Origin of the sequence: Arthrobacter sp. NPDC058127 (assembly GCF_042884555.1) — a bacterium.
Lineage (GTDB): Bacteria > Actinomycetota > Actinomycetes > Actinomycetales > Micrococcaceae > Arthrobacter.
On the sequence record NZ_JBHVTT010000003.1, the window covers coordinates 299,237 to 317,326 of the forward strand.

At 65.5% G+C, this 18,090-nt stretch carries 17 protein-coding genes; 5 read left to right on the forward strand and 12 right to left on the reverse strand.

The window, feature by feature from the left end:
- Positions 1 to 79: 79 nt before the first annotated feature.
- Entirely contained in the window at positions 80 to 496 is a 417-nt protein-coding gene (locus tag ACFVTG_RS07505; protein WP_284751582.1) for an MGMT family protein, read from the reverse strand.
- An 88-nt stretch (positions 497 to 584) separates the two neighbouring features.
- Between ACFVTG_RS07505 and ACFVTG_RS07510 the strand changes: the two genes are divergently transcribed.
- The 4 genes from ACFVTG_RS07510 to ACFVTG_RS07525 all read left to right on the forward strand — a co-directional run bounded on the left by ACFVTG_RS07510 (position 585) and on the right by ACFVTG_RS07525 (position 4,124).
- Positions 585 to 1,295, forward strand: a complete 711-nt coding sequence (locus ACFVTG_RS07510) for a 3'-5' exonuclease (RefSeq protein ID WP_284751583.1) — start codon at positions 585 to 587, stop codon at positions 1,293 to 1,295.
- A gap of 355 nt (positions 1,296 to 1,650) precedes the next feature.
- Positions 1,651 to 2,604, forward strand: a complete 954-nt coding sequence (locus ACFVTG_RS07515; protein ID WP_284751584.1) for an ABC transporter substrate-binding protein — start codon at positions 1,651 to 1,653, stop codon at positions 2,602 to 2,604.
- 12 nt (positions 2,605 to 2,616) lie between these two features.
- On the forward strand, positions 2,617 to 3,390 hold the full coding sequence (locus ACFVTG_RS07520; protein WP_390279281.1) for an amino acid ABC transporter permease: 774 nt from the start codon (positions 2,617 to 2,619) through the stop codon (positions 3,388 to 3,390).
- Positions 3,387 to 4,124 (forward strand): amino acid ABC transporter ATP-binding protein, encoded by a 738-nt coding sequence (locus tag ACFVTG_RS07525; RefSeq protein ID WP_284751586.1) that lies wholly within the window; start codon positions 3,387 to 3,389, stop codon positions 4,122 to 4,124. Before ACFVTG_RS07520 ends, ACFVTG_RS07525 begins: the two co-directional genes overlap by 4 nt.
- An 84-nt stretch (positions 4,125 to 4,208) precedes the next feature.
- Here ACFVTG_RS07525 and ACFVTG_RS07530 read toward each other — a convergent pair whose 3' ends face one another.
- The 10 genes from ACFVTG_RS07530 to hemE form a co-directional block, all read right to left on the reverse strand.
- Positions 4,209 to 5,504: a glycoside hydrolase family 3 N-terminal domain-containing protein gene (locus ACFVTG_RS07530; protein WP_390279358.1), complete on the reverse strand. Its 1,296-nt coding sequence runs from the start codon at positions 5,502 to 5,504 to the stop codon at positions 4,209 to 4,211.
- A gap of 93 nt (positions 5,505 to 5,597) precedes the next feature.
- The gene (gene hemL, locus ACFVTG_RS07535) at positions 5,598 to 6,917 is read right to left on the reverse strand and encodes a glutamate-1-semialdehyde 2,1-aminomutase (RefSeq protein ID WP_284751588.1); all 1,320 of its coding nucleotides are present in this window, start codon (positions 6,915 to 6,917) and stop codon (positions 5,598 to 5,600) included.
- Between the two features lie 63 nt (positions 6,918 to 6,980).
- A complete protein-coding gene (locus ACFVTG_RS07540; RefSeq protein ID WP_390279284.1) occupies positions 6,981 to 8,057 on the reverse strand; it encodes an LLM class flavin-dependent oxidoreductase in 1,077 nt (358 codons plus the stop codon).
- Entirely contained in the window at positions 8,057 to 9,037 is a 981-nt protein-coding gene (gene hemB, locus ACFVTG_RS07545) for a porphobilinogen synthase (RefSeq protein ID WP_390279286.1), read from the reverse strand. The genes ACFVTG_RS07540 and hemB overlap by 1 nt, the downstream gene beginning before the upstream one ends.
- Positions 9,034 to 9,927: a uroporphyrinogen-III synthase gene (locus tag ACFVTG_RS07550; protein ID WP_390279288.1), complete on the reverse strand. Its 894-nt coding sequence runs from the start codon at positions 9,925 to 9,927 to the stop codon at positions 9,034 to 9,036. The genes hemB and ACFVTG_RS07550 overlap by 4 nt, the downstream gene beginning before the upstream one ends.
- A 19-nt stretch (positions 9,928 to 9,946) precedes the next feature.
- Complete coding sequence (hemC, locus tag ACFVTG_RS07555; protein ID WP_390279290.1) at positions 9,947 to 10,948, reverse strand: hydroxymethylbilane synthase; 1,002 nt, start codon at positions 10,946 to 10,948, stop codon at positions 9,947 to 9,949.
- On the reverse strand, positions 10,945 to 12,120 hold the full coding sequence (locus ACFVTG_RS07560) for a ferrochelatase (protein ID WP_390279360.1): 1,176 nt from the start codon (positions 12,118 to 12,120) through the stop codon (positions 10,945 to 10,947). Before ACFVTG_RS07560 ends, hemC begins: the two co-directional genes overlap by 4 nt.
- Before the next feature lie 65 nt (positions 12,121 to 12,185).
- Complete coding sequence (hemQ, locus tag ACFVTG_RS07565) at positions 12,186 to 12,887, reverse strand: hydrogen peroxide-dependent heme synthase (RefSeq protein WP_284751593.1); 702 nt, start codon at positions 12,885 to 12,887, stop codon at positions 12,186 to 12,188.
- 72 nt (positions 12,888 to 12,959) lie between these two features.
- Positions 12,960 to 14,459: a protoporphyrinogen oxidase gene (hemG, locus tag ACFVTG_RS07570; RefSeq protein ID WP_390279292.1), complete on the reverse strand. Its 1,500-nt coding sequence runs from the start codon at positions 14,457 to 14,459 to the stop codon at positions 12,960 to 12,962.
- A gap of 5 nt (positions 14,460 to 14,464) precedes the next feature.
- Positions 14,465 to 15,592 carry a uroporphyrinogen decarboxylase gene (gene hemE, locus ACFVTG_RS07575; RefSeq protein ID WP_390279294.1) on the reverse strand — a complete coding sequence of 376 codons (1,128 nt, stop codon included), beginning with the start codon at positions 15,590 to 15,592 and terminating at the stop codon, positions 14,465 to 14,467.
- Positions 15,593 to 15,740: 148 nt separating this feature from the next.
- On the opposite strand from hemE, the gene ACFVTG_RS07580 reads away from it, so the two are divergent.
- Positions 15,741 to 17,066 (forward strand): glutamyl-tRNA reductase, encoded by a 1,326-nt coding sequence (locus ACFVTG_RS07580; protein WP_284751596.1) that lies wholly within the window; start codon positions 15,741 to 15,743, stop codon positions 17,064 to 17,066.
- A gap of 16 nt (positions 17,067 to 17,082) precedes the next feature.
- Here ACFVTG_RS07580 and ACFVTG_RS07585 read toward each other — a convergent pair whose 3' ends face one another.
- The gene (locus tag ACFVTG_RS07585) at positions 17,083 to 18,075 is read right to left on the reverse strand and encodes an SDR family NAD(P)-dependent oxidoreductase (RefSeq protein WP_284751597.1); all 993 of its coding nucleotides are present in this window, start codon (positions 18,073 to 18,075) and stop codon (positions 17,083 to 17,085) included.
- Positions 18,076 to 18,090 lie beyond the last annotated feature (15 nt).

Consider the following 18,090-nt stretch of genomic DNA (forward strand, 5'->3'; position numbering starts at 1 on the left):
GGCGCCTGCCGCGGTTGTGCCTGCCGCGGTTGTGCCGATGTTGCTTCCTGCGTTGTTGCTTGAGGTGTCGGTGTTGGACTCACACGGTCATTTCATCATCGGGTACCGACAATTTATGGAGCTGACGCTCGAGTTGCTCAGAGATCGCGTCGATACTGTCGAAATCGCGGTCCGTGGGAGCCCACCGGGCCAGGGACAGGTCAACCCGCCAGCGGCCCTCGCCGGTCCGCAGATACTCCGCGTAGGCGCCGTGCAGCGGCGTTCCCTCATCCAAGTAGTGATGTAGCGCTTCCGACTCAAGTCCTGGGGGCGCTTCCCCGCTTGCACGCAGTACGCGCCACCAAGCCACTGTGCTCCCATGGTGGCTCATGACCGATCCGATCTGCCGGGGACCACCTGAGCCCAGAAGCTCGGCAACATCCCCATAGGACACGGCAACGCCGGGCGGCATGAGATCCACGACGGCCAGTACCGCCGTCACAAACTCCATCCGCATGCCACCAGCCTATCGGCATGCGCAGCCGGATCGGCGCAGAAGGAGTGTCGCTCCGGTTCTTGTCGGAGGGCGCCGGTAGCGTTGAAGCATGAGCTCCTGGAACACCCTCCCCCGCGCCGCGTTCGACCTTGAGACCACGGGACGGAACTCCCGTTCCGCGAGGATCGTCACCGCTTCCGTCACTGTAGTGGACGACGACGGCGGCATCATCAAGGAACTCGAATGGTTGGCGGATCCGGGGGTGGAGATCCCTTTGGAGGCCAGCGAGATCCACGGCATCACCACGGAAAAGGCCAGGGCCGAGGGCCGTCCGGCCGCAGACGTGACGCGGGAAGTCGCGGCAGCGCTCCAGGAACTGTTCGACGACGGCGTGCCGGTCATTGCGTTCAATGCCAGCTATGACTTCACAGTTCTGGCGGCCGAATCCGCCCGCTACGGCGTGCCTCAACTGAGCCGTTTCCCCGTGCTTGACCCCTACGTCATGAACAAGCAGGTCGACCGATACCGCAAGGGCAAGCGGACCCTGACCGCGCTGTGCGAGGAGTACGGCGTGAACCTCGATAACGCCCACACCTCCGCCGCAGACGCCCTCGCCACCCTGCGCGTCCTTGATGCCATGGCCGGCAAATTCCCGAAGCTGCAGATGCCCGCTTCCAAGCTGCACCACCTCCAGGTTGATTGGGCAGCTGCACAGGCCGCCGATTTCCAGAGCTACCTGCGCAAGACAAAACCAACAGCCGTCATCGAAGGCAATTGGCCGGTTCTTCCCCCGGAAGACGCCAGCCGCGGAGACTTCTAAAGCGTCGGGACTTTCAAAGCGCCCGTCCACGGACCGGACGCTTTTCCAGCGTCCGCATGATGGGACGCACGTCACATGGCAGCTGCTGCCTGAAAGCCAGCTGGACGTCAGCCACGAATTCCCCTCGACGCCGTAGGGTGCTGCACTTCAGCGACAAATTCCATTCAATGCTGAATTTAATTCGGAGTTTCCGGGAACTGCACGCCTTATCGTCGTCAATTTATCGATGAATGGGCGGATGACATAATTAAGTTTGGCGGGTCGAGTTCTGATATTGCGGCCCAAACCTGCTTTGGCTGCGTTCCCCGCCCGTCTCGATACGAACGCGTGTTCCCCGATGAAAGTGATTTGCTTGATGAAAATCAAAGCCCTGAAGTGGTTCTCTGCTGTCCCTGTGGCTGCAGTTCTCGCCGTCTCCCTGGCCGCCTGCGGTGGCGGAGCGGGCAGCACCAGCAGCGCCTCGCCGACCGACGCCCTCCAGGGCAGCGACCAGAAGACGCTGGACAAGTACACCACCAAGGACGTCACTCCGGTGGACAAGATCGACAAGTCCAAGCTGGGCCTGATCACCGACGGCACCCTGCGCGTCGGCACGCTCTCGGACGCCCCGCCGAACATCTTCATCGATCCCTCAGGCAAGTTCACCGGCTATGACAACGAGCTCCTGCGCGCCGTCGGCGCCAAGCTGGGCCTCAAGGTCGAGTTCGCCTCCACTGACTTCTCGGCGCTGCTCTCCCAGGTCAAGAACAAGCAGTTCGACGTCGGATCCTCCTCGATCTCCACCACGGACAAGCGCCGCGAGACCGTCGGCTTCACCAATGGTTACGACTTCGGCTACATGGCCGTCGTGACCAAGACCGACTCCAAGGTCAAGGGCTTCGCGGACCTCAAGTCCGACGTGCGCATCGGCGTCGTCCAGGGCACCGTCCAGGACGACTACGTCACCAACACGCTCAAGCTTGAGCCCGTCCGTTTCCCGGACTACAACACGGTTTACGCCAACGTGAAGAGCGGCCAGGTTGACGCTTGGGTCGCCCCGTCGCAGCAGGCAACCGGCCAGGTCAAGGACGGCGACAACACAAAGATCGCCGAAAAGGTCGTCAACACCCAGAACTTCACTGCTTGGGCCGTGAACAAGGACAACCAGCCCCTGATCGACGCCCTCAACTCCGGCCTTGACGCCGTGATCGCAGACGGTACCTGGACCAAGCTGACGGCCGAGTGGTACAAGGACCGCCCGACCCAGGCGGAGCAGACCCCTCAGGGCTGGAAGCCGGGCAGCAAGGCCGTCCAGATCCCGGCCAAGTAACCCAGGCGTTCCATGGATCTCCAGGAAATCCTCAAGCAACTCGGTGAGACCTTCCTCGATTGGAAGGCGATAGGCGAAGTCATCCCCAAGATGTTCGCCGTCGGCTTGCCGAATACCATTGTCTTGGCCGTCACCTCGGGCGTGATCGGAACTGTGCTCGGCATGGCGCTCGCCTTGATGGGGATCTCCCGGAACCCCGTGGCCCGGTGGATAGCCCGCATATACACCGACGTCCTTCGTGGGCTGCCGCCCGTCCTCACCATCCTCGTGATCGGCCTCGGCTTCGGCCCCATCATCCGTCAGCTGAGCGGCTCCACGAGTCCGTATCCGTTGGCCGTCGCGGCGCTGTCCCTGATGTCGGCGGCGTACATCGGCGAGATCTTCCGTTCCGGTATCCAGAGTGTCGACAAAGGCCAACTAGAGGCAACACGTGCCCTGGGGTTCGGCTACGGCCCTGCCATGCGGCTTGTGGTGGTTCCCCAGGGCGTCCGGCGGGTCCTGCCGGCGCTGGTCAACCAATTCATTGCGTTGATCAAGGAGTCGTCGTTGGTCTTCCTCCTTGGCTTGCTGGCCTCAGAGCGCGAGATCTTCCAGATTGGCAAGGATGCGGCCTCCACAAGCGGAAATCTGTCGCCCTATGTAGCGGCAGCAATCTTCTACCTGGCGATGACCATTCCATTGACGCACTTCGTGAACTCGATTGACCGCCGCCTAAGGACAGGCCGGCCGGAAAAGAAGGAACCGGACGAGGCAGCGGCCGTCGTCGGGAAGGGAGCCCAGGCATGAGCGAGTTCGCTTCAGGAACACTGACGGCAAAAAATATCCATCTGTCTTTCGGGTCCAACCACGTCCTGCGGGGCATAGACCTGCACGTCGAGAAGGGCACCACGGCTTCCGTGATCGGCCCTTCCGGCTCAGGGAAATCCACGCTCCTAAGAGTGATGAACCGGCTGATCGAACCCGCCCAGGGCGACATTCTGCTCGATGGCCGTTCGGTACTCAAGGACAACCCGGATGAACTGCGCCGGCGGATCGGCATGGTCTTCCAGCAGTTCAACTTGTTCCCGCACAAGACAGTGGCGGAGAACGTGTCCTTGGCCCTGCGGAAGCTCCGCGGCATGTCCAAGGAACAGGCACGCGAAGATGCCTTGGCCCAACTGGACCTCGTGGGACTTAAGCACAAGGCCGACGCCCGGCCAGCGAACCTGTCGGGCGGGCAACAGCAGCGAGTGGCCATTGCCCGCGCGCTTGCCATGAAGCCCGAGGTCATGTTCTTCGACGAAGCAACATCGGCCCTGGACCCTGAACTGGTCAAGGGCGTGCTCGCGCTCATGACCGATCTGGCCAAGGGCGGCATGACCATGGTGGTTGTGACCCACGAAATGGGCTTCTCAAGGAACGTGTCCGACACCGTGACGTTCATGGACGCGGGCGTCGTTGTGGAGACCGGATCGCCGGAGCAACTCTTTAGCGCGCCGCGGACCGATCGCCTGAAGGGCTTCCTTTCGGACGTGCTCTAGGCCTTGTGACGGGAATCCCCGGCTTCCGGACGAAACACCCGTAGTGGTGAACCGTCCGGAAGCCGGGGATTTTTCGCGTCCAGCCTATTTCCCTGCTTTCACTTGAAGAACGGTCAAGGCCGCGGCATCCACTGAGTTGCGGAATCCAGGATCGGTCTGCGCCCGTTGCAGGACCTGGGCATACATCGCCGGAACTGAAGCAGTGTCTGCGCACAGAACCATGGTGCCGCCCGCGCCGATGAAATTCGTTGCCCTGTCCCCCACGCTCCAAGGCGACAGCTGCACGGCGTTACACAGATCATCGGACACGATGATGCCGGTGAACCCTGCGTCCGACCGCAACATGGTGCGCATGATCACGGGGGAAAACGGGGCCGGAAGGTCGGGATCGATCTTGTCGTAGTAGGCGTTGGAAATCATGACCCACCGGAGTCCGCCGTCGATCGCGGCCTTGAACGGCATTAGGTAGGGATCCGTCCGGGTGGTTTCGGTATCGTGAACGTTCGCGCTGACGTCCGTGTTCAGGCTTACGCGCCCCATTCCCGGAAAGTGCTTGGCCACCGGCGCCACACCGGCATCCCGTAATCCCGCCGCCATTGCGTTCCCATGCTCGGACACCGCAGCCGGGGTGAAGCCATATTCGCGCTTGAACGCACCAATGGGCTTGTTCGAGGGAGCAAATTCGGGGCTGGGAACTGTGTCCAGTACCGGCGCAAGATCAACATTCACTCCGGCTTCCAAGAGCTCGGACCCCCAGTTCCGGGCGTCGGCGCGAAGTTGTTCCGGGCTCGAATTCCCTTGGTCCAAGGCCGCGGGAATAGGCAGGAACCCGGGTCCCCTGAGGACTTGAACGGAGCCGCCTTCCTGGTCCGTAGCGACGGACAGCGGCAAGCCACGGCTTGAGGTCGGCGAAATGCCCGCCCGAAGCTTTGCCACCACTGAGGCTGTCGCCGCAACGCCTGCTTGGCTGCGTCCGGCCAAATAGATATTGCCCACGTAGTTGTTCAGGAGATCGGCCACGGTGCCCGCATCGCTTCCGTCGGCCTTGGCTGCCACCATGAACAACTGCCCTACCCTTTGTTCCAGGGTCAGGCCCGCGAGCCGCTGTTCCGGCGTCGGGTGCGGAGGCGGTGGCGGTGGCGGTGGCGGCTCAGTAGGCCCGGCCGGCGCTGTAGATGCGCTCGGCGATCCCACCGGTGGAGAGTTTAACAGCCTGGGCGGCGGGGCGGCCTGGGGAATGCCCAGCGTCGTGGGAGGGTCCCCGCCCGCCAACAAACCGCGGTCCGCGCTATCAGAATGCGCAATTCCGGCAAATGCCCCGGCCATCAGGGCGAAGAGGACGAGCAGTGAAATTCTGGACGGCTTGAGCAGATGAATCATCGCCTTGTCGATTCGATCGTTGCCCACAGCCTGCTCCCGGCCCGGCAGTGCGTGCAAGGAGCAGGCTGCAAAACATCGGAAAAGCGCCGTAGATCAGGCTGCGGCCTCCGCGGCCGCCTTGGCTGCTGCAGGGAGCGCGTCGAAGATCCGGTTCATGGCGGCGTCGTCGTGGGCAGCGGACAGGAACCACGCCTCGAAGACCGACGGCGGCAAGTAGACGCCGGAGTCCAGCATGGAGTGGAAGAAGGGCGCGTAGCGGAAGACGTCTTGGGCCTGGGCGTCGGCGTAGTTGTGCACGCCGTTGGCCGACGTGCCAAACGCCACGGAGAAGAGGTTCCCCGCTCGCTGGATGGAGTGGTCCACGCCGGCGGTGTCCAGCGCGGATGAGAGTGCCGCCGAGAGTTCCAGCGAGCGGGCATCCACGAAGCTGTAGACCTCGGGCGTCGCGAGCGTCAGGGTGGCGACGCCGGCAGCCATCGCCACCGGGTTCCCGGACAAGGTTCCCGCCTGGTACACCGGGCCAAGGGGCGCAAGGTAATCCATGACGTCGGCACGCCCGCCGAGGGCCGCCGTCGGCATGCCGCCGCCGATGACCTTGCCGAAGGTCAGCAGGTCCGGCGCCCAGCCTTCCTGCCGGCCGGTGAGGCCCCAGTAGCCCGCGTAGCCCGTGCGGAAGCCGGTGAGGACCTCGTCCAGGATCAAGAGTGCGCCGTGTTCACGGGTGATGCGTGACAGCGCTGCGTTGAAGCCTTCGTCCGGCGTAACGACGCCCATGTTGGCAGGAGCAGCTTCGGTGATGACGGCTGCGATGTTGTTCCCGTGCGCAGCGAAAGCGGCTTCCACCGCGTTGAGGTCGTTGTACGGCAGGACGAGCGTTTCGGCCGCGGCCGCTTCAGTGACTCCGGCGGAACCGGGCAGCGCCATGGTCGCCAGTCCCGAGCCGGCCGCAGCGAGCAGTCCATCGAGGTGGCCGTGGTAGCAGCCGGCAAACTTCACGATCAGGTTGCGCCCAGTGAATCCGCGGGCCAAGCGCACCGCGGTCATGGTGGCCTCGGTTCCGGTGGACACCATGCGGATGCGTTCAACGGCGGAGACGCGTTCCTTGACGATCGCGGCGAGGTTCGCCTCATCGGGTGTGGAGGCACCAAAGGACAAGCCGCGGTCGACGGCGGCGTGGACGGCGTCGAGGACGGCCGGGTGCGCGTGACCCAGCAGCGCCGGGCCCCATGAGCAGACGAGGTCGACGTATTCGCGGCCGTCCGCGTCGGTGAGGTACGGCCCCTTTGCTGAAACCATGAACTTCGGGGTGCCGCCCACGGAGCCGAAGGCGCGCACCGGAGAGTTGACGCCGCCGGGCATCAGGGAGCGGGCACGGTCGAACAGCTGGTCGGAGACAGGGGTGTTTGAAGTCATGGTGTCCATTCTTTCAGGGATTCGGGACGGTTCAGGCGACGGCAAGGCGCCTGCAAAGACGGTTCAGGCGCTGGCAAGCTGCTCGGCCACCAGTGGGGCCACCACGGTGCCGAAAAGTTCGATGCAGCGCATCATCGATTCGTGGGGCAAGGTCCCGTTGCTGTACTTGAGGTCGAAACGGTCAACGCCGAGGTTCCGCTTCAGAAAGACGATCTTCCGGGCGACCGTTTCCGGGGAGCCCACGTAGAGGGCTCCTTCCGGGCCGCACATGGCGTCGAACTCGCCCCTGCTCGCCGGTCCCCAGCCGCGTTCCGCGCCGATGCGGTTGCGCTGGGCCAGCCAATGCGGAAACAGTTCCTCCCGGGCCTGCTCGTCGGTGGGGGCGACGTAGCCGGGAGAGTGCGTGGCAATCTGCTGCATGGTGTGCCCGTATTTTCCCATTGCCTCGCGGTAGAGCTCCACGAGCGGGGCAAAGCGGCGCGGTTCCCCGCCGATGATGGCGAAAATGATCGGATAGCCGTATTGGGCGCAGCGCAGTACCGACTCGGGGGTGCCGCCCACACCGATCCATGTTGGCAACAAGTGGTGTTCCAGCGGTGGAAAGACGCTCATTCCGTTCACGTTCGGCCGGGTGCGGCCTTCCCAATGCACCGGCTTCTGCGCCCGGACCTTGTCGAAGAGTTCCAGCTTCTCCTCGAACAGGACTTCGTAGTCCGCCAGGTCCAGGCCGAACAATGGGAACGACTCCACGAAGGAGCCGCGGCCCAGCATCACTTCCGCACGACCGTTGGAGAGCGCGTCAACAGTGGAGAAGCGCTGGAAGACCCTGATGGGGTCGTCGGAGCTGAGCACGGTGACGGCCGAGCCAAGCTTGATCTGTGATGTCCGGGCGGCGGCGGCCGCGAGGAACACTTCGGGCGCCGAGACGGCGAAGTCGCGCCGGTGGTGCTCCCCCACCCCAAAGGCATGAAGCCCGACGGCGTCCGCCAGTTCCGCTTCCGCCAGCAGCTCCCGCAAAACCTGGGCGTGCGGTTTCGGATTGCCGTCGGCGTCCACCCCGGCGTCACCGAAAGTATTCAGTCCCAGGAGGATCTCAGTAGCTCCGACAGGGGCTGTGGGAGTGGAAGCGGTATCGGTCATCAGGACTCCTTAAGCCAGCCGGCAAGCTCGGAGGCCCAGTACGTCAGCACCATGTCGGCGCCGGCCCGCTTGATGCCGAGCACGGATTCTGTGATGGCGCCGCGGCGATCGATCCAGCCGTTCGCGGCAGCCGCTTCGATCATGGCGTATTCACCGGAGATTTGGTAGGCCGCCACGGGAACCGGGCTCATGGCGGCGACGTCGGCGAGGATATCGAAGTAGCTCATGGCCGGCTTGACCATCACCATGTCTGCGCCCTCTTCGAGGTCGAGTTCCACCTCGATGATGGCTTCCCGGCGGTTGGCGGCATCCATTTGGTACGTGCGGCGGTCACCCTTGAGTTGCGAGTCGACAGCTTCGCGGAAGGGGCCGTAGAAGGCGGAGGCGTATTTCGCCGCGTACGCCAGGAGCGCGGTGTTCTGGTGTCCGGCCTCTTCAAGGGCCTGGCGAATCACGGCGATCTGGCCATCCATCATCCCGGACGGCCCCAGGACGTGGGCACCGGCGTCGGCCTGCGCTACTGCCATTTGGGCGTAGATTTCGAGGGTGGCGTCGTTGTCCACGTAGCCGTTGGCGTCCAGGACACCGCAGTGGCCGTGATCAGTGAATTCGTCGAGGCACACATCGCCCATGACAACCAGGTCATCGCCGACTTCTGCACGGACGTCGCGGATGGCCTTGTTCAACACGCCGTCGGGATCCAGGGAGGCTGTGCCGCGGGCATCGCGGACTGCCGGAACACCGAACAGCATGATTCCGCTGACACCCAATTCCACGGCTTCGGCAGCGGCGCGCTTGAGCGAGTCCGTGGTGTGCTGCACGACGCCGGGCATGGAGCTGATCGGGGCTGGTTCGCTGAGTCCCTCGCGAATAAAGGCCGGCAGGATGAGGTCCGCTGGCGCCAACCGGTGTTCGGCGGTCATCCGGCGCATGGCGGGGGTGGTGCGGAGCCGGCGGGGCCGGTGGTTTGGAAAGCTCAACTTTCGTTCCCTTCGGTGTCGAATACGGTGCGTAGGGCGGCCACGATGCCGGCGGGTGTGGGTTCCTTGGCGGTTGCCGCGACCGGGATGCCGAGCGCGGCAGCCTCTGCCGCCGTCGAGCGCCCGATCGCGATGAAGCGGCAATCCCGCAGCGGCGCCAGCGAGGCGTGGATGCGGCGGGCCGCACTGGGAGAGGCGGCGACGACGGCGTGGAGCCGGCCGCTTGCGAGCTCGGCTTTGGCGGCTGCCGGAGTGAGTTCCGGCGCCCGGGATGCGTCGCCGGGCTGCCAGCCGTTCGCCGCCGCGAGGACAGCCGTGAGCCGGCGCTCGGGGTCGGCCGGGTAGTCAACAGTGTGGTAGGCCGTCACTGCCTGGACCGCGGCTCCCTTGGCTTCAATCCCCGCCGCCAATACGGCGTCGGCGATGTCCGCTTGGGGCAACAGTACGTTGGCCGGGCCTGTCGGCCAGACGCTGACGAGTCCAGCGGCAGATTGGACAAGCTCCGGCGCGAGGTCCACGGGAATGCCCTCCGCTTCAAGGACTCGCCGGCTCGACGGACCAATCGTCGCGATCCGGACGAAATCCGGAATCAGCTCCTTCAGTTCCAAGCGCCGCTCGGCTGCCTTTTCCTTCAGGGCGCGCACCGTGGTGATGCTGCTGACCACCAGCCAGCCGTACGCTCCCGCGCGGAGGGCGTCCAAGGCGACTTCGAGGGAGTGCTGGTCGCGTGCACGCTCAAAGTCGATCAAGGGCAACAGGAGCGGCTCGGCTCCGGCCTCGCGCAGTGCGCTGACGAGCGGGGCGGCGCGATCCGGGCTGCGCGTCACAAGGACCCGGGCGCCTTCAAGGACCCGGGTCTCCCCCGGCTTCACCGCGCTGTGCCGTCCCATGGTCTCCTGTTGGCTCCGGTTATCGGGAAGCTGCAAGATCTGTGATGTCCGCGGCACCCGCGGCAAGCAGGAGCTCGGCGACTTCGATGCCCAGCAACGTGGCGCCCACCTCAGTGAGCCCGTCCGTGGCCTTTTTCTCGCGCACGGACTTGCTCCCATCCACGGCGCAGACAACGGCTTCCAGGTACAGCATGCTGCCCTTGCGGTAAGCATAGGCGCCCACGGGCGCGGCACAGCCGGCTTCGAGACGGGCCAGGACGGCCCGCTCCGCGGTGACGGCCAGACGGGTGTCTTCATCATTGAGTGCGGCAAGGGCCTGGGCGAGTGCGCCCTGGGAACCTTCACCCGAGCCGGACTGCCCGGGTGCGTCGGCCGTGCGGCACTCGATCGCAAGTGAGCCCTGCCCGGGGGCAGGAAGCATGACGTCGGTCTCGAAGAACTCTGTCACGACGTCGAGCCTGCTGATCCGTTCCAGTCCCGCGGCGGCGAGGACGACGGCGTCGAGGTCGCCACTCTTTCCGGGAACCAGCGCGTCTTCGATGTTTCCCCTGAGCCCCGGAACCCTGCCCAACCGGGTGTCCACGTTGCCGCGGATGTCCACGACGTCGAGATCCGGGCGGGCGGCGCGCAGCTGGGCGGCGCGGCGCGGCGATCCGGTGCCGACCTTGGCGCCGGCCGGAAGGTCCGCCAGCTTGAGCCCATCACGGGCGCACAGGGCGTCCCGGACGTCGACGCGTTTGGGCGTTGCGGCAATGGTGAGTCCCGGTGCCGAACCTGTCGGGAGATCCTTCAGAGAGTGCACAGCGACGTCGCACGCATTCTCCAACAGCGCGTCGCGAAGGGCGGCGACGAATACTCCGGTGCCGCCCATCTGGGACAGGGAGCCCGTCCGGACATCGCCTTCGGTCTTGATGCGCACCAGTTCGACGGGGAAGCCACCGACGGCGGCCAACTGGTCCGCGGCCTGCTGGCTCTGGGTGAGCGCGAGTTTGCTCGCGCGGGTACCGATCCGAACCGTCATTTCGCGCTTTCTTCTACGGGGTAGGCATCGTGTCCGGTGCCGACTGTGGTGTCCGCCCCGGCAATCGTGGGCTTCTCGCCGCGGAAGTTGGCGCAGCAGCCCGGACGGCAGATGTCGTACCACGGCCCCAGCCCGGTCATGGCGGGGCGATCGGCGATGTTGTTGGCTACCGTCCGCTCGCAAATAAGGTCCACCAGGCCGGCAACGAACTTGCGGTGCGTACCGGGCGTGGGGACGCGGGTCGCCGCGACGCCGAGGTTCTTGCACGTTTCCAAGGCCTCGGTGTCCAGGTCCCAGGCCACTTCCATGTGGTCGGAGACGAAGCCGAGGGGGACGATCACAACACCCCTGATCCCCTGGCCGGCCAGTTCCTCGATGGCATCGTTGATGTCCGGCTCAAGCCACGGAACATGCGGGGCACCCGAACGGGACTGGTACACCAAGGACCACGGCGCAGTCAGCCCGGATTCGGCTTCAACACGGCGAACCACCTCTGCGCCGGCAGCCAAGTGCTGTGCCACGTAGGCCGAGTCCTGCTCGAACTCGCGGGGCTCGGCGTCCGAACGCCCGGCAGCCTCGGCGTCGCGGGTTGGAATGGAGTGCGTTGCGAACAGGATGTGCACGGGAGCGTCCTGGAGACCTGCCGCTTCGAGTTTCTCCTTGACCTCCGCAAGTCCTGCAGCCGTTCCTTCCACGAAGGGTTCGACGAAGCCAGGGTGGTCGAAATACTGGCGGACCTTGTCCACCTCGAGTTTGCCGTCAAGGCCGGTTTCCGTCAGCGCAATGCCGATGTCCTCACGGTACTGGCGGCAGCTGGAGTAACAGGAGTAAGCGCTCGTGGTGACCATCAGCAACTTGCGGTGGCCGGCGTCGTAGGCTTCCTGGAGCGTTTGGGGGATGTAGGGGTCCCAGTTGCGGTTGCCCCACAGCACGGGCAGGCTGATGCCCCGCGATGCGAGCTCCGCTTCGAGGGCGGCCTTGAGGTTCCTGTTTTGCTGGTTGATGGGGCTGATCCCACCAAATGCACGGTAATGGTGCGACACCTCTTCGAGACGCTCATCAGGGATGCCGCGCCCACGGGTCACATTGCGCAGGAAGGGAATGACGTCGTCCTGGCCCTCGGGCCCGCCGAAAGAGGCGAGAAGGACCGCGTCGTACTCTTTGGGAGCCATGCGTCCAGCCTCGGTGACGTCATTGACCTCGGTGAGGCTGGCCGGGCCGGTGGAGTGGCGGCCGCTCACGCGAGGACCTCGGCGATCTCCGCCGCGCTGATGCGGCGGCCGGTGTAGAACGGGATTTCCTCGCGGACGTGGTTGCGGGCATCCGTGGCCCGAAGATGGCGCATGAGGTCCACGAGGTCAACGAGCTCGGGCGCCTCCAGGCCGAGGATCCACTCCCAGTCGCCCAAAGCGAAGGAGGACACGGTGTTGGAGATGACCTGGGGGAAGTCGCGGCCGAGCATGCCGTGATCGCGAAGCATCTTGCCACGCTCTTCGGCCGGCAGGATGTACCACTCGTAGGAGCGGACGAACGGGTAAACGCACAGCCAGGTGCTGGGCTCGACGCCCCGGGCGTAGGCCGGAACGTGGTTCTTGGCGAATTCGGCTTCGCGGTGGACGCCCATGGCGGACCAGACAATCTCAGTGCCCGCGAAGAGCGCGCTGCGGCGGATGTCGCGGACGGCCTGCTGCAGGGCCTCGGGCTTGGCCCCGTGGAGCCACACCATGATGTCGGCGTCGGAGCGCATTGCGGAGACATCGTAGCTCCCGCGGAGGACCACGCCGTCCTCGGCGAGCTTGGCAGCCAGCTGCTCGAAATCCTGGACAGCATCGGCGCTGCGCAGGACATCGCCCGACCGCTTGAACACGGTCCACAGCGTAAAGAACTGCTCTTCGGATTCGGCAGTTTTAGTGACAGATTCGGCAGAAGTGTGGCTCATGGTACAAGTCTGCCCCGTGTATGGCGCTAAGTCGAAATGCACCACTTCTACAAGGCGTAGAAGTGGTGCATTTCACAATGTTGCGTCGATTTGCGCAGAAGTGTCGGCAACCACCGCGGCCAGGCCGTTTCCGGCGAGCCAGCCGCCCACAACGGACAAGCCGTCGGCTTCGGCGCAGATGCGGCGCACCTCGGCCACGCGCTGTTTGTGACCGACGGCGGCGAACGGCAGGGCGCCCGCCCACCGGACGACGTCCCAATCGAGCACGTCTTCGCGGACAATCGGCACGGTCAGCAAAGTCGAGGCGTCGCGAAGCGCAGCCTCAAACAAGGCATCGTCATCCAGCGCGGCCGCCGATTCAGGGGCATCCACCCCTTCGCCCCGCCCATAGGACAAGCGCAGTACGTGCGTTCCCGGGCCGGCTTCTTCTGCCAGCCAGTCCCACTTTGCCGTGGCATGCGTGAGCGCTTTCGCCTCGATACCAGCGGTTTGCGGAGCGACGAGAATGCCTGTGCCGCGGGGACGGCGGTCCAGCTCGGGCACGTCCACCACCAACGTCACGAGGCTCACCAAGGGGCCCGCGGAGGGACGCAGCGCGGACAATTCCGGAAGTGCCCCCTCCAGCAGCCCGACCGCGGCCGGACCGTCGAGCGCCACCACGAGCCGCCCGGCGTCGTACGTTGTGCCCGCAGCGGTAGCCTGCCAACCGCTTTCAATGCGGGTGATCGAATCCACCAGGGCGCCGGAAACGAGGGCGACGCCCTGCGAACGCAGTTCCGCAACGAGGGCGGAGACCAGGGTGTTCATTCCGCCTTTCAAGCCGCCGACGGCGGATCCGGCCTTCGCCGGTCCGGTCCCGTTTTGCCCTGAGGCAGTTTGTCCTGAACCGGCCTTGCGCTGGCTGGCCACCGCCGCGGCCAACGAGCCGTGCTGACGCAATGCCGCACGTAGGCCGGGGGCCACCATGTCGACGTCGAGCAATCCGGGATCAGCGGAGTGCACTCCCCCGACGACGGGTGCCACAAGCCGTTCGAGCACCCGCTTGCCCATCCGCGCCCGGACCAAGGAAGAGACGCTGGTGACCTCGGCGGAAGTACCCACCGATACGGGCAGGTAGCGGTCAAGCGAGGCCCGCAAGGAACCGGCGAAGCCCAGGGAACGCCGGACCTCCGGGTCCCAGGGATTCGCGGGGATTCCGAGCACTCCGGTCTTGGGCAGTTCCTGCGGACCGTCCGGCAACTGCACCCAGGCACCTCCAGGGTGGGGCGCCACGATGTTGCCGCCGAGCCCGAGATCGCGGGCGAGATCGGCCACGGCGGTGGAACGCGTCGCGAAGGACTCTGCTCCGCTGTCCAGCCCAAGGCCGCCAACAGTGTGGCTTCCCACGCAGCCGCCCCACGCGTCGCTCGCTTCGAGTACGGTGACAGTGAATCCGGCCTTGGCCAGTCCCCGGGCTGCGAGCAGGCCGGAAATGCCGCCGCCCAGGACGACGGCGGCCGGGCCAGCTGCTGAATCTCCGGGAAATGCGTGTTCGGGCCGTGTTTGTTCGGACCGTGCGTGCCCGCGGCTCATGCTCGCTATCCTGCCGGGATCGAGTGGATGAGTTCCACTACCCGGGTCAGGACCGCGGGGTCCGTCTCCGGGGGCACGCCATGGCCGAGGTTCAGGACGTGGCCCGGGGCCGCGGATCCGGCTGCGATCACCTCGCGGACATGGGCTTCAAGAACCTCCCAAGGCGCGGAGAGCAGCGCGGGGTCGATGTTGCCCTGCAAGGGCACGGTGCCGCCGAGCCGCCGGTTTGCTTCGTCAAGAGGCAGTCGGTAATCCACGCCGACGACGTCCACACCGACGTCGCGCATCGCGACGAGCAACTCGGACGTTCCCGTACCGAAATGGACCAGCGGCGCGCCGAGGTGGCGGACGTGGTCAAGGGCGCGGGTCGAGGCGGGTGCAACGTACTTGGCGTAGTCGGCCAAGCCAAGGGAACCGGCCCAGGAGTCGAACAGTTGTCCTGCCGAGGCGCCTGCTTCCAGTTGCGCGCGCAGGAACATGCCGGAGGCGTCGGCTGCCCAGTTCGCCAGGGCGGTCCAGGTTTCCGGATCGGCGTGCATCATGGTGCGCGGACCGAGGTGGTCGCGGGAAGGCTTGCCTTCCACCATGTACGCGGCGAGCGTGAACGGAGCGCCGGCGAAGCCGATCAAGGGCGTGGTGCCAAGCTCTGCCACCGTCAGGCGCACGGCCTCACGGATCGGCTCGAGGGCTTCCCACGTCAGCTGCGGCAGGGCTGCTACGTCAGCGGCGGTGCGGACAGGCTTGTCCAGGACGGGCCCGACGCCTGGGACGATGTCCACGCCGACACCCGCCAGCTTGAGGGGAATGACGATGTCGGAGAAGAAGATGGCTGCGTCGACGTCGTGGCGACGGACCGGCTGCAAAGTGATCTCGGAGGCGAGCTCGGGACGCAGGCAGGAGTCCAGCATCGCGACGCCTTCACGGACTATGAGGTATTCCGGCAACGATCGGCCGGCCTGTCGCATGAACCACACTGGACGGCGGGACGGCTTGCCTCCGCGGTACGCCTGGATCAGGGGGGAGTCTGCGGTGCGGCCATCCATGAGCGGGTGGCTTGCATCAAGGCTCGAGGCGGCGGTGCCGGAAACGCCGTTGGCCGGCACAGAGTGAGGCAGTGCGGAACTGGAAGTCATGCCTTCGATTGTGCCGAAGATCGGGATCAAAAGATAACGACAGCCTGTCCCGCACCACCTCGGGTGACAGGCGTCACTCCGGGCAGTGCGGAGAACCACTGGCCCGCGTTGTTCTACATGGCACCGAAAAAGCTATGATTGCTTTGCTGTGGTTCTTTTCTCATTGGTGGCTACACACGCCGACATCGATCTTGAGACCGTCGCTCAGTTGAGCAACGGTTCATCCGAGGTTGCCTCGTCCGCGTTGGCCGATTCCCAACTTGTCTCCGGCGCCGTGGTCCTGGCCACGTGCAACCGCTACGAAATCTACGGCGAAACCCCGCATGCCGAGAACCTCGAAGCCGCCCGCTCGGCGCTCGTCGCGCAGATCAGCGGATTGAGCGGACTCAACGAGCAAGTCGTCTCCCGCGCCTTCAGCACCCGCACCGGCCCTGAGGTCAGCAGGCACCTCTTCGCCGTCAGCGCCGGACTGGACTCCGCCGTCGTCGGCGAACGCGAAATCGCTGGCCAAGTGCGCCGCGCCCTCATCACTGCCCAGCACGAAGGAACCGCGAGTTCCGGGCTGGTCCGCTTGTTCCAGGCCGCTTCCAAGACGGCCAAGGACGTCGGTGCCCAGACCGCCCTTGGTTCGCGGGGGCTGTCCATCGTCTCAGTTGCCCTGGACCTCGCCACCGACCTCTCCGAGAATGCCGACTGGAGCACCAAGAAGGTCGTTGTCTTCGGGACCGGGGCCTACGCCGGGGCCACTATGTCGCTGCTTCGCGATCGCGGCTGCACCGACGTCTCGGTTTACTCGTCTTCAGGCCGGGCCGAGGCTTTCGTGGCGACCCGCGGCGGAACCGCGCTCGACGCCGAAACCCTTCCCGCCGCCGTCGCTGCCGCCGATGTCATGATCGGCTGCAGCGGATCGGACACCCGCGTTGAGGCCGCCGAGCTTGCCAAGGTCCGCGCTTTGTCCACCCAGACACTCATCGCGATCGACCTCGCCCTCACCCACGACTTCGACCCCGCAGTGGGCGAGCTCGACGGCGTCGAGCTCCTGACGCTCGAATCCGTGCGGCTCGCAGCGCCCCAGGAACAAGCGGAGTCGCTGGCGCAAGCGAGCACCATTGTTTCCGGCGCGGCAGAGGCCTTCGAGCAAGAGCGCGAAGCCCGGTCCGTCGACTCGGCCATTGTGGCACTGCGCCGCCACACCATGAACGTGCTCGACGCCGAAATGGAGAAAGTCCGGGCCCGGCACGGCTGCACCGCTGCGGCCGAAGAGGTCGAGTTCGCGTTGCGCCGCATGGTGAAGCAATTGCTCCACATCCCCACGGTCCGCGCACGCGAACTCGCCGCCAACGGCCAGCAAGACGATTACGTGGCAGCCCTCGAGGCCTTGTATGGCATCCAGGTGGAGCAACCGGCTGCGTCATCCGCAGCCGAGTGCCCCGTGGACCACCAAAAGGCACCCCAGCAGGCTGAAAGCGCCTAGCCCACACGATCCCGCTCTACGCGAACGCGTTGACACCCGTCATTTCCGCAGACACGGCCCACAGCCTTGTCGCGGCTTCCGGGTCCACTGCGTGCGCATCCACTCCCTGGTATCGGGCGAGCGGCGAGGCCGGGTCCGTGGGCTTGGCGATGTCGCAGTCTTCGCAATACACCCCGCCCATGCCTGCCAGGGCCGGCGACGTGGCTGCCCACGTGGACGTGGCGGCTCCTTGCTCCGGAGTCTTGAAACCCTCCCGGACATTGCCCGCGTCGTCCATCCAACCCGCCGCGACCATCTCTTCGCGGGGAAGATAGCGCTGGAGCTCGGTCATGATGCCGCCGGGATGGACCGCGAAGGCCCGCACCCCGGAGGAACTGCCCACGCGGTCCAGCTCGACGGCGAACAGTGCGTTGGCCGTCTTTGCCTGGCCGTAGGCCTTCCACTTGTCGTAGCCGTTCTCGAAATTGATGTCCTCGAAACGGATGGGCGAGAGTTTGTGCCCGGTGGAGGACAAGGACACGACGCGTGCAGAACCGGAAGCTGCCAGTGCGGGCCACAAAGTGTTGAGGAGCGTGAAGTGGCCCAGGTGGTTGGTGGCGAATTGGGATTCCCAGCCCGGACCCACGCGCTGTTCCGGGCTGGCCATGATGGCCGCGTTGTTGATCAGGATGTCCAGCGTTGGGTTCGATTCCAGGAAGCGTACCGCGAAATCCTTCACTGCCCCCTGATCGGCCAAATCCAAGGCCTCCACGGTGACTTGCTCCGGTGCCAGGCCGGCCGCGGCGAGGACTTCCGTGGCGTGTTCGGGACGCCGGGCGGGAACTGTGACCCGGGCTCCAGCGGAGGACAGGGCCTTCACCGTTTCCAGTCCGAGCCCGGAATACCCGCCCGTGACAATTGCCGTCTTGCCGTGGAGGTCCACTCCCGCCAAAACGTCCGACGCCGTCGATCCGTGGCCGAAACCCGATCCGATGGGGTATTGCGGTGTGTTCATGGATTCCTCAATCATGTCGGGACCTTCGCG

Excerpts from the sequence above, each read along its gene's own strand:
- ACFVTG_RS07520 (WP_390279281.1), top strand. The coding sequence starts at position 2,617 with ATGGATCTCCAGGAAATCCTCAAGCAACTCGGTGAGACCTTCCTCGAT.
- ACFVTG_RS07550 (WP_390279288.1), bottom strand. The coding sequence starts at position 9,927 with ATGGGACGGCACAGCGCGGTGAAGCCGGGGGAGACCCGGGTCCTTGAA.
- ACFVTG_RS07585 (WP_284751597.1), bottom strand. The coding sequence starts at position 18,075 with ATGATTGAGGAATCCATGAACACACCGCAATACCCCATCGGATCGGGT.
- ACFVTG_RS07540 (WP_390279284.1), bottom strand. The coding sequence starts at position 8,057 with ATGACCGATACCGCTTCCACTCCCACAGCCCCTGTCGGAGCTACTGAG.
- hemC (WP_390279290.1), bottom strand. The coding sequence starts at position 10,948 with ATGACGGTTCGGATCGGTACCCGCGCGAGCAAACTCGCGCTCACCCAG.
- ACFVTG_RS07530 (WP_390279358.1), bottom strand. The coding sequence starts at position 5,504 with ATGATTCATCTGCTCAAGCCGTCCAGAATTTCACTGCTCGTCCTCTTC.
- ACFVTG_RS07510 (WP_284751583.1), top strand. The coding sequence starts at position 585 with ATGAGCTCCTGGAACACCCTCCCCCGCGCCGCGTTCGACCTTGAGACC.
- hemE (WP_390279294.1), bottom strand. The coding sequence starts at position 15,592 with ATGACTTCCAGTTCCGCACTGCCTCACTCTGTGCCGGCCAACGGCGTT.
- ACFVTG_RS07525 (WP_284751586.1), top strand. The coding sequence starts at position 3,387 with ATGAGCGAGTTCGCTTCAGGAACACTGACGGCAAAAAATATCCATCTG.
- ACFVTG_RS07515 (WP_284751584.1), top strand. The coding sequence starts at position 1,651 with ATGAAAATCAAAGCCCTGAAGTGGTTCTCTGCTGTCCCTGTGGCTGCA.
- hemQ (WP_284751593.1), bottom strand. The coding sequence starts at position 12,887 with ATGAGCCACACTTCTGCCGAATCTGTCACTAAAACTGCCGAATCCGAA.
- ACFVTG_RS07505 (WP_284751582.1), bottom strand. The coding sequence starts at position 496 with ATGCGGATGGAGTTTGTGACGGCGGTACTGGCCGTCGTGGATCTCATG.
- hemL (WP_284751588.1), bottom strand. The coding sequence starts at position 6,917 with ATGACTTCAAACACCCCTGTCTCCGACCAGCTGTTCGACCGTGCCCGC.
- hemG (WP_390279292.1), bottom strand. The coding sequence starts at position 14,459 with ATGAGCCGCGGGCACGCACGGTCCGAACAAACACGGCCCGAACACGCA.
- ACFVTG_RS07560 (WP_390279360.1), bottom strand. The coding sequence starts at position 12,120 with ATGGCTCCCAAAGAGTACGACGCGGTCCTTCTCGCCTCTTTCGGCGGG.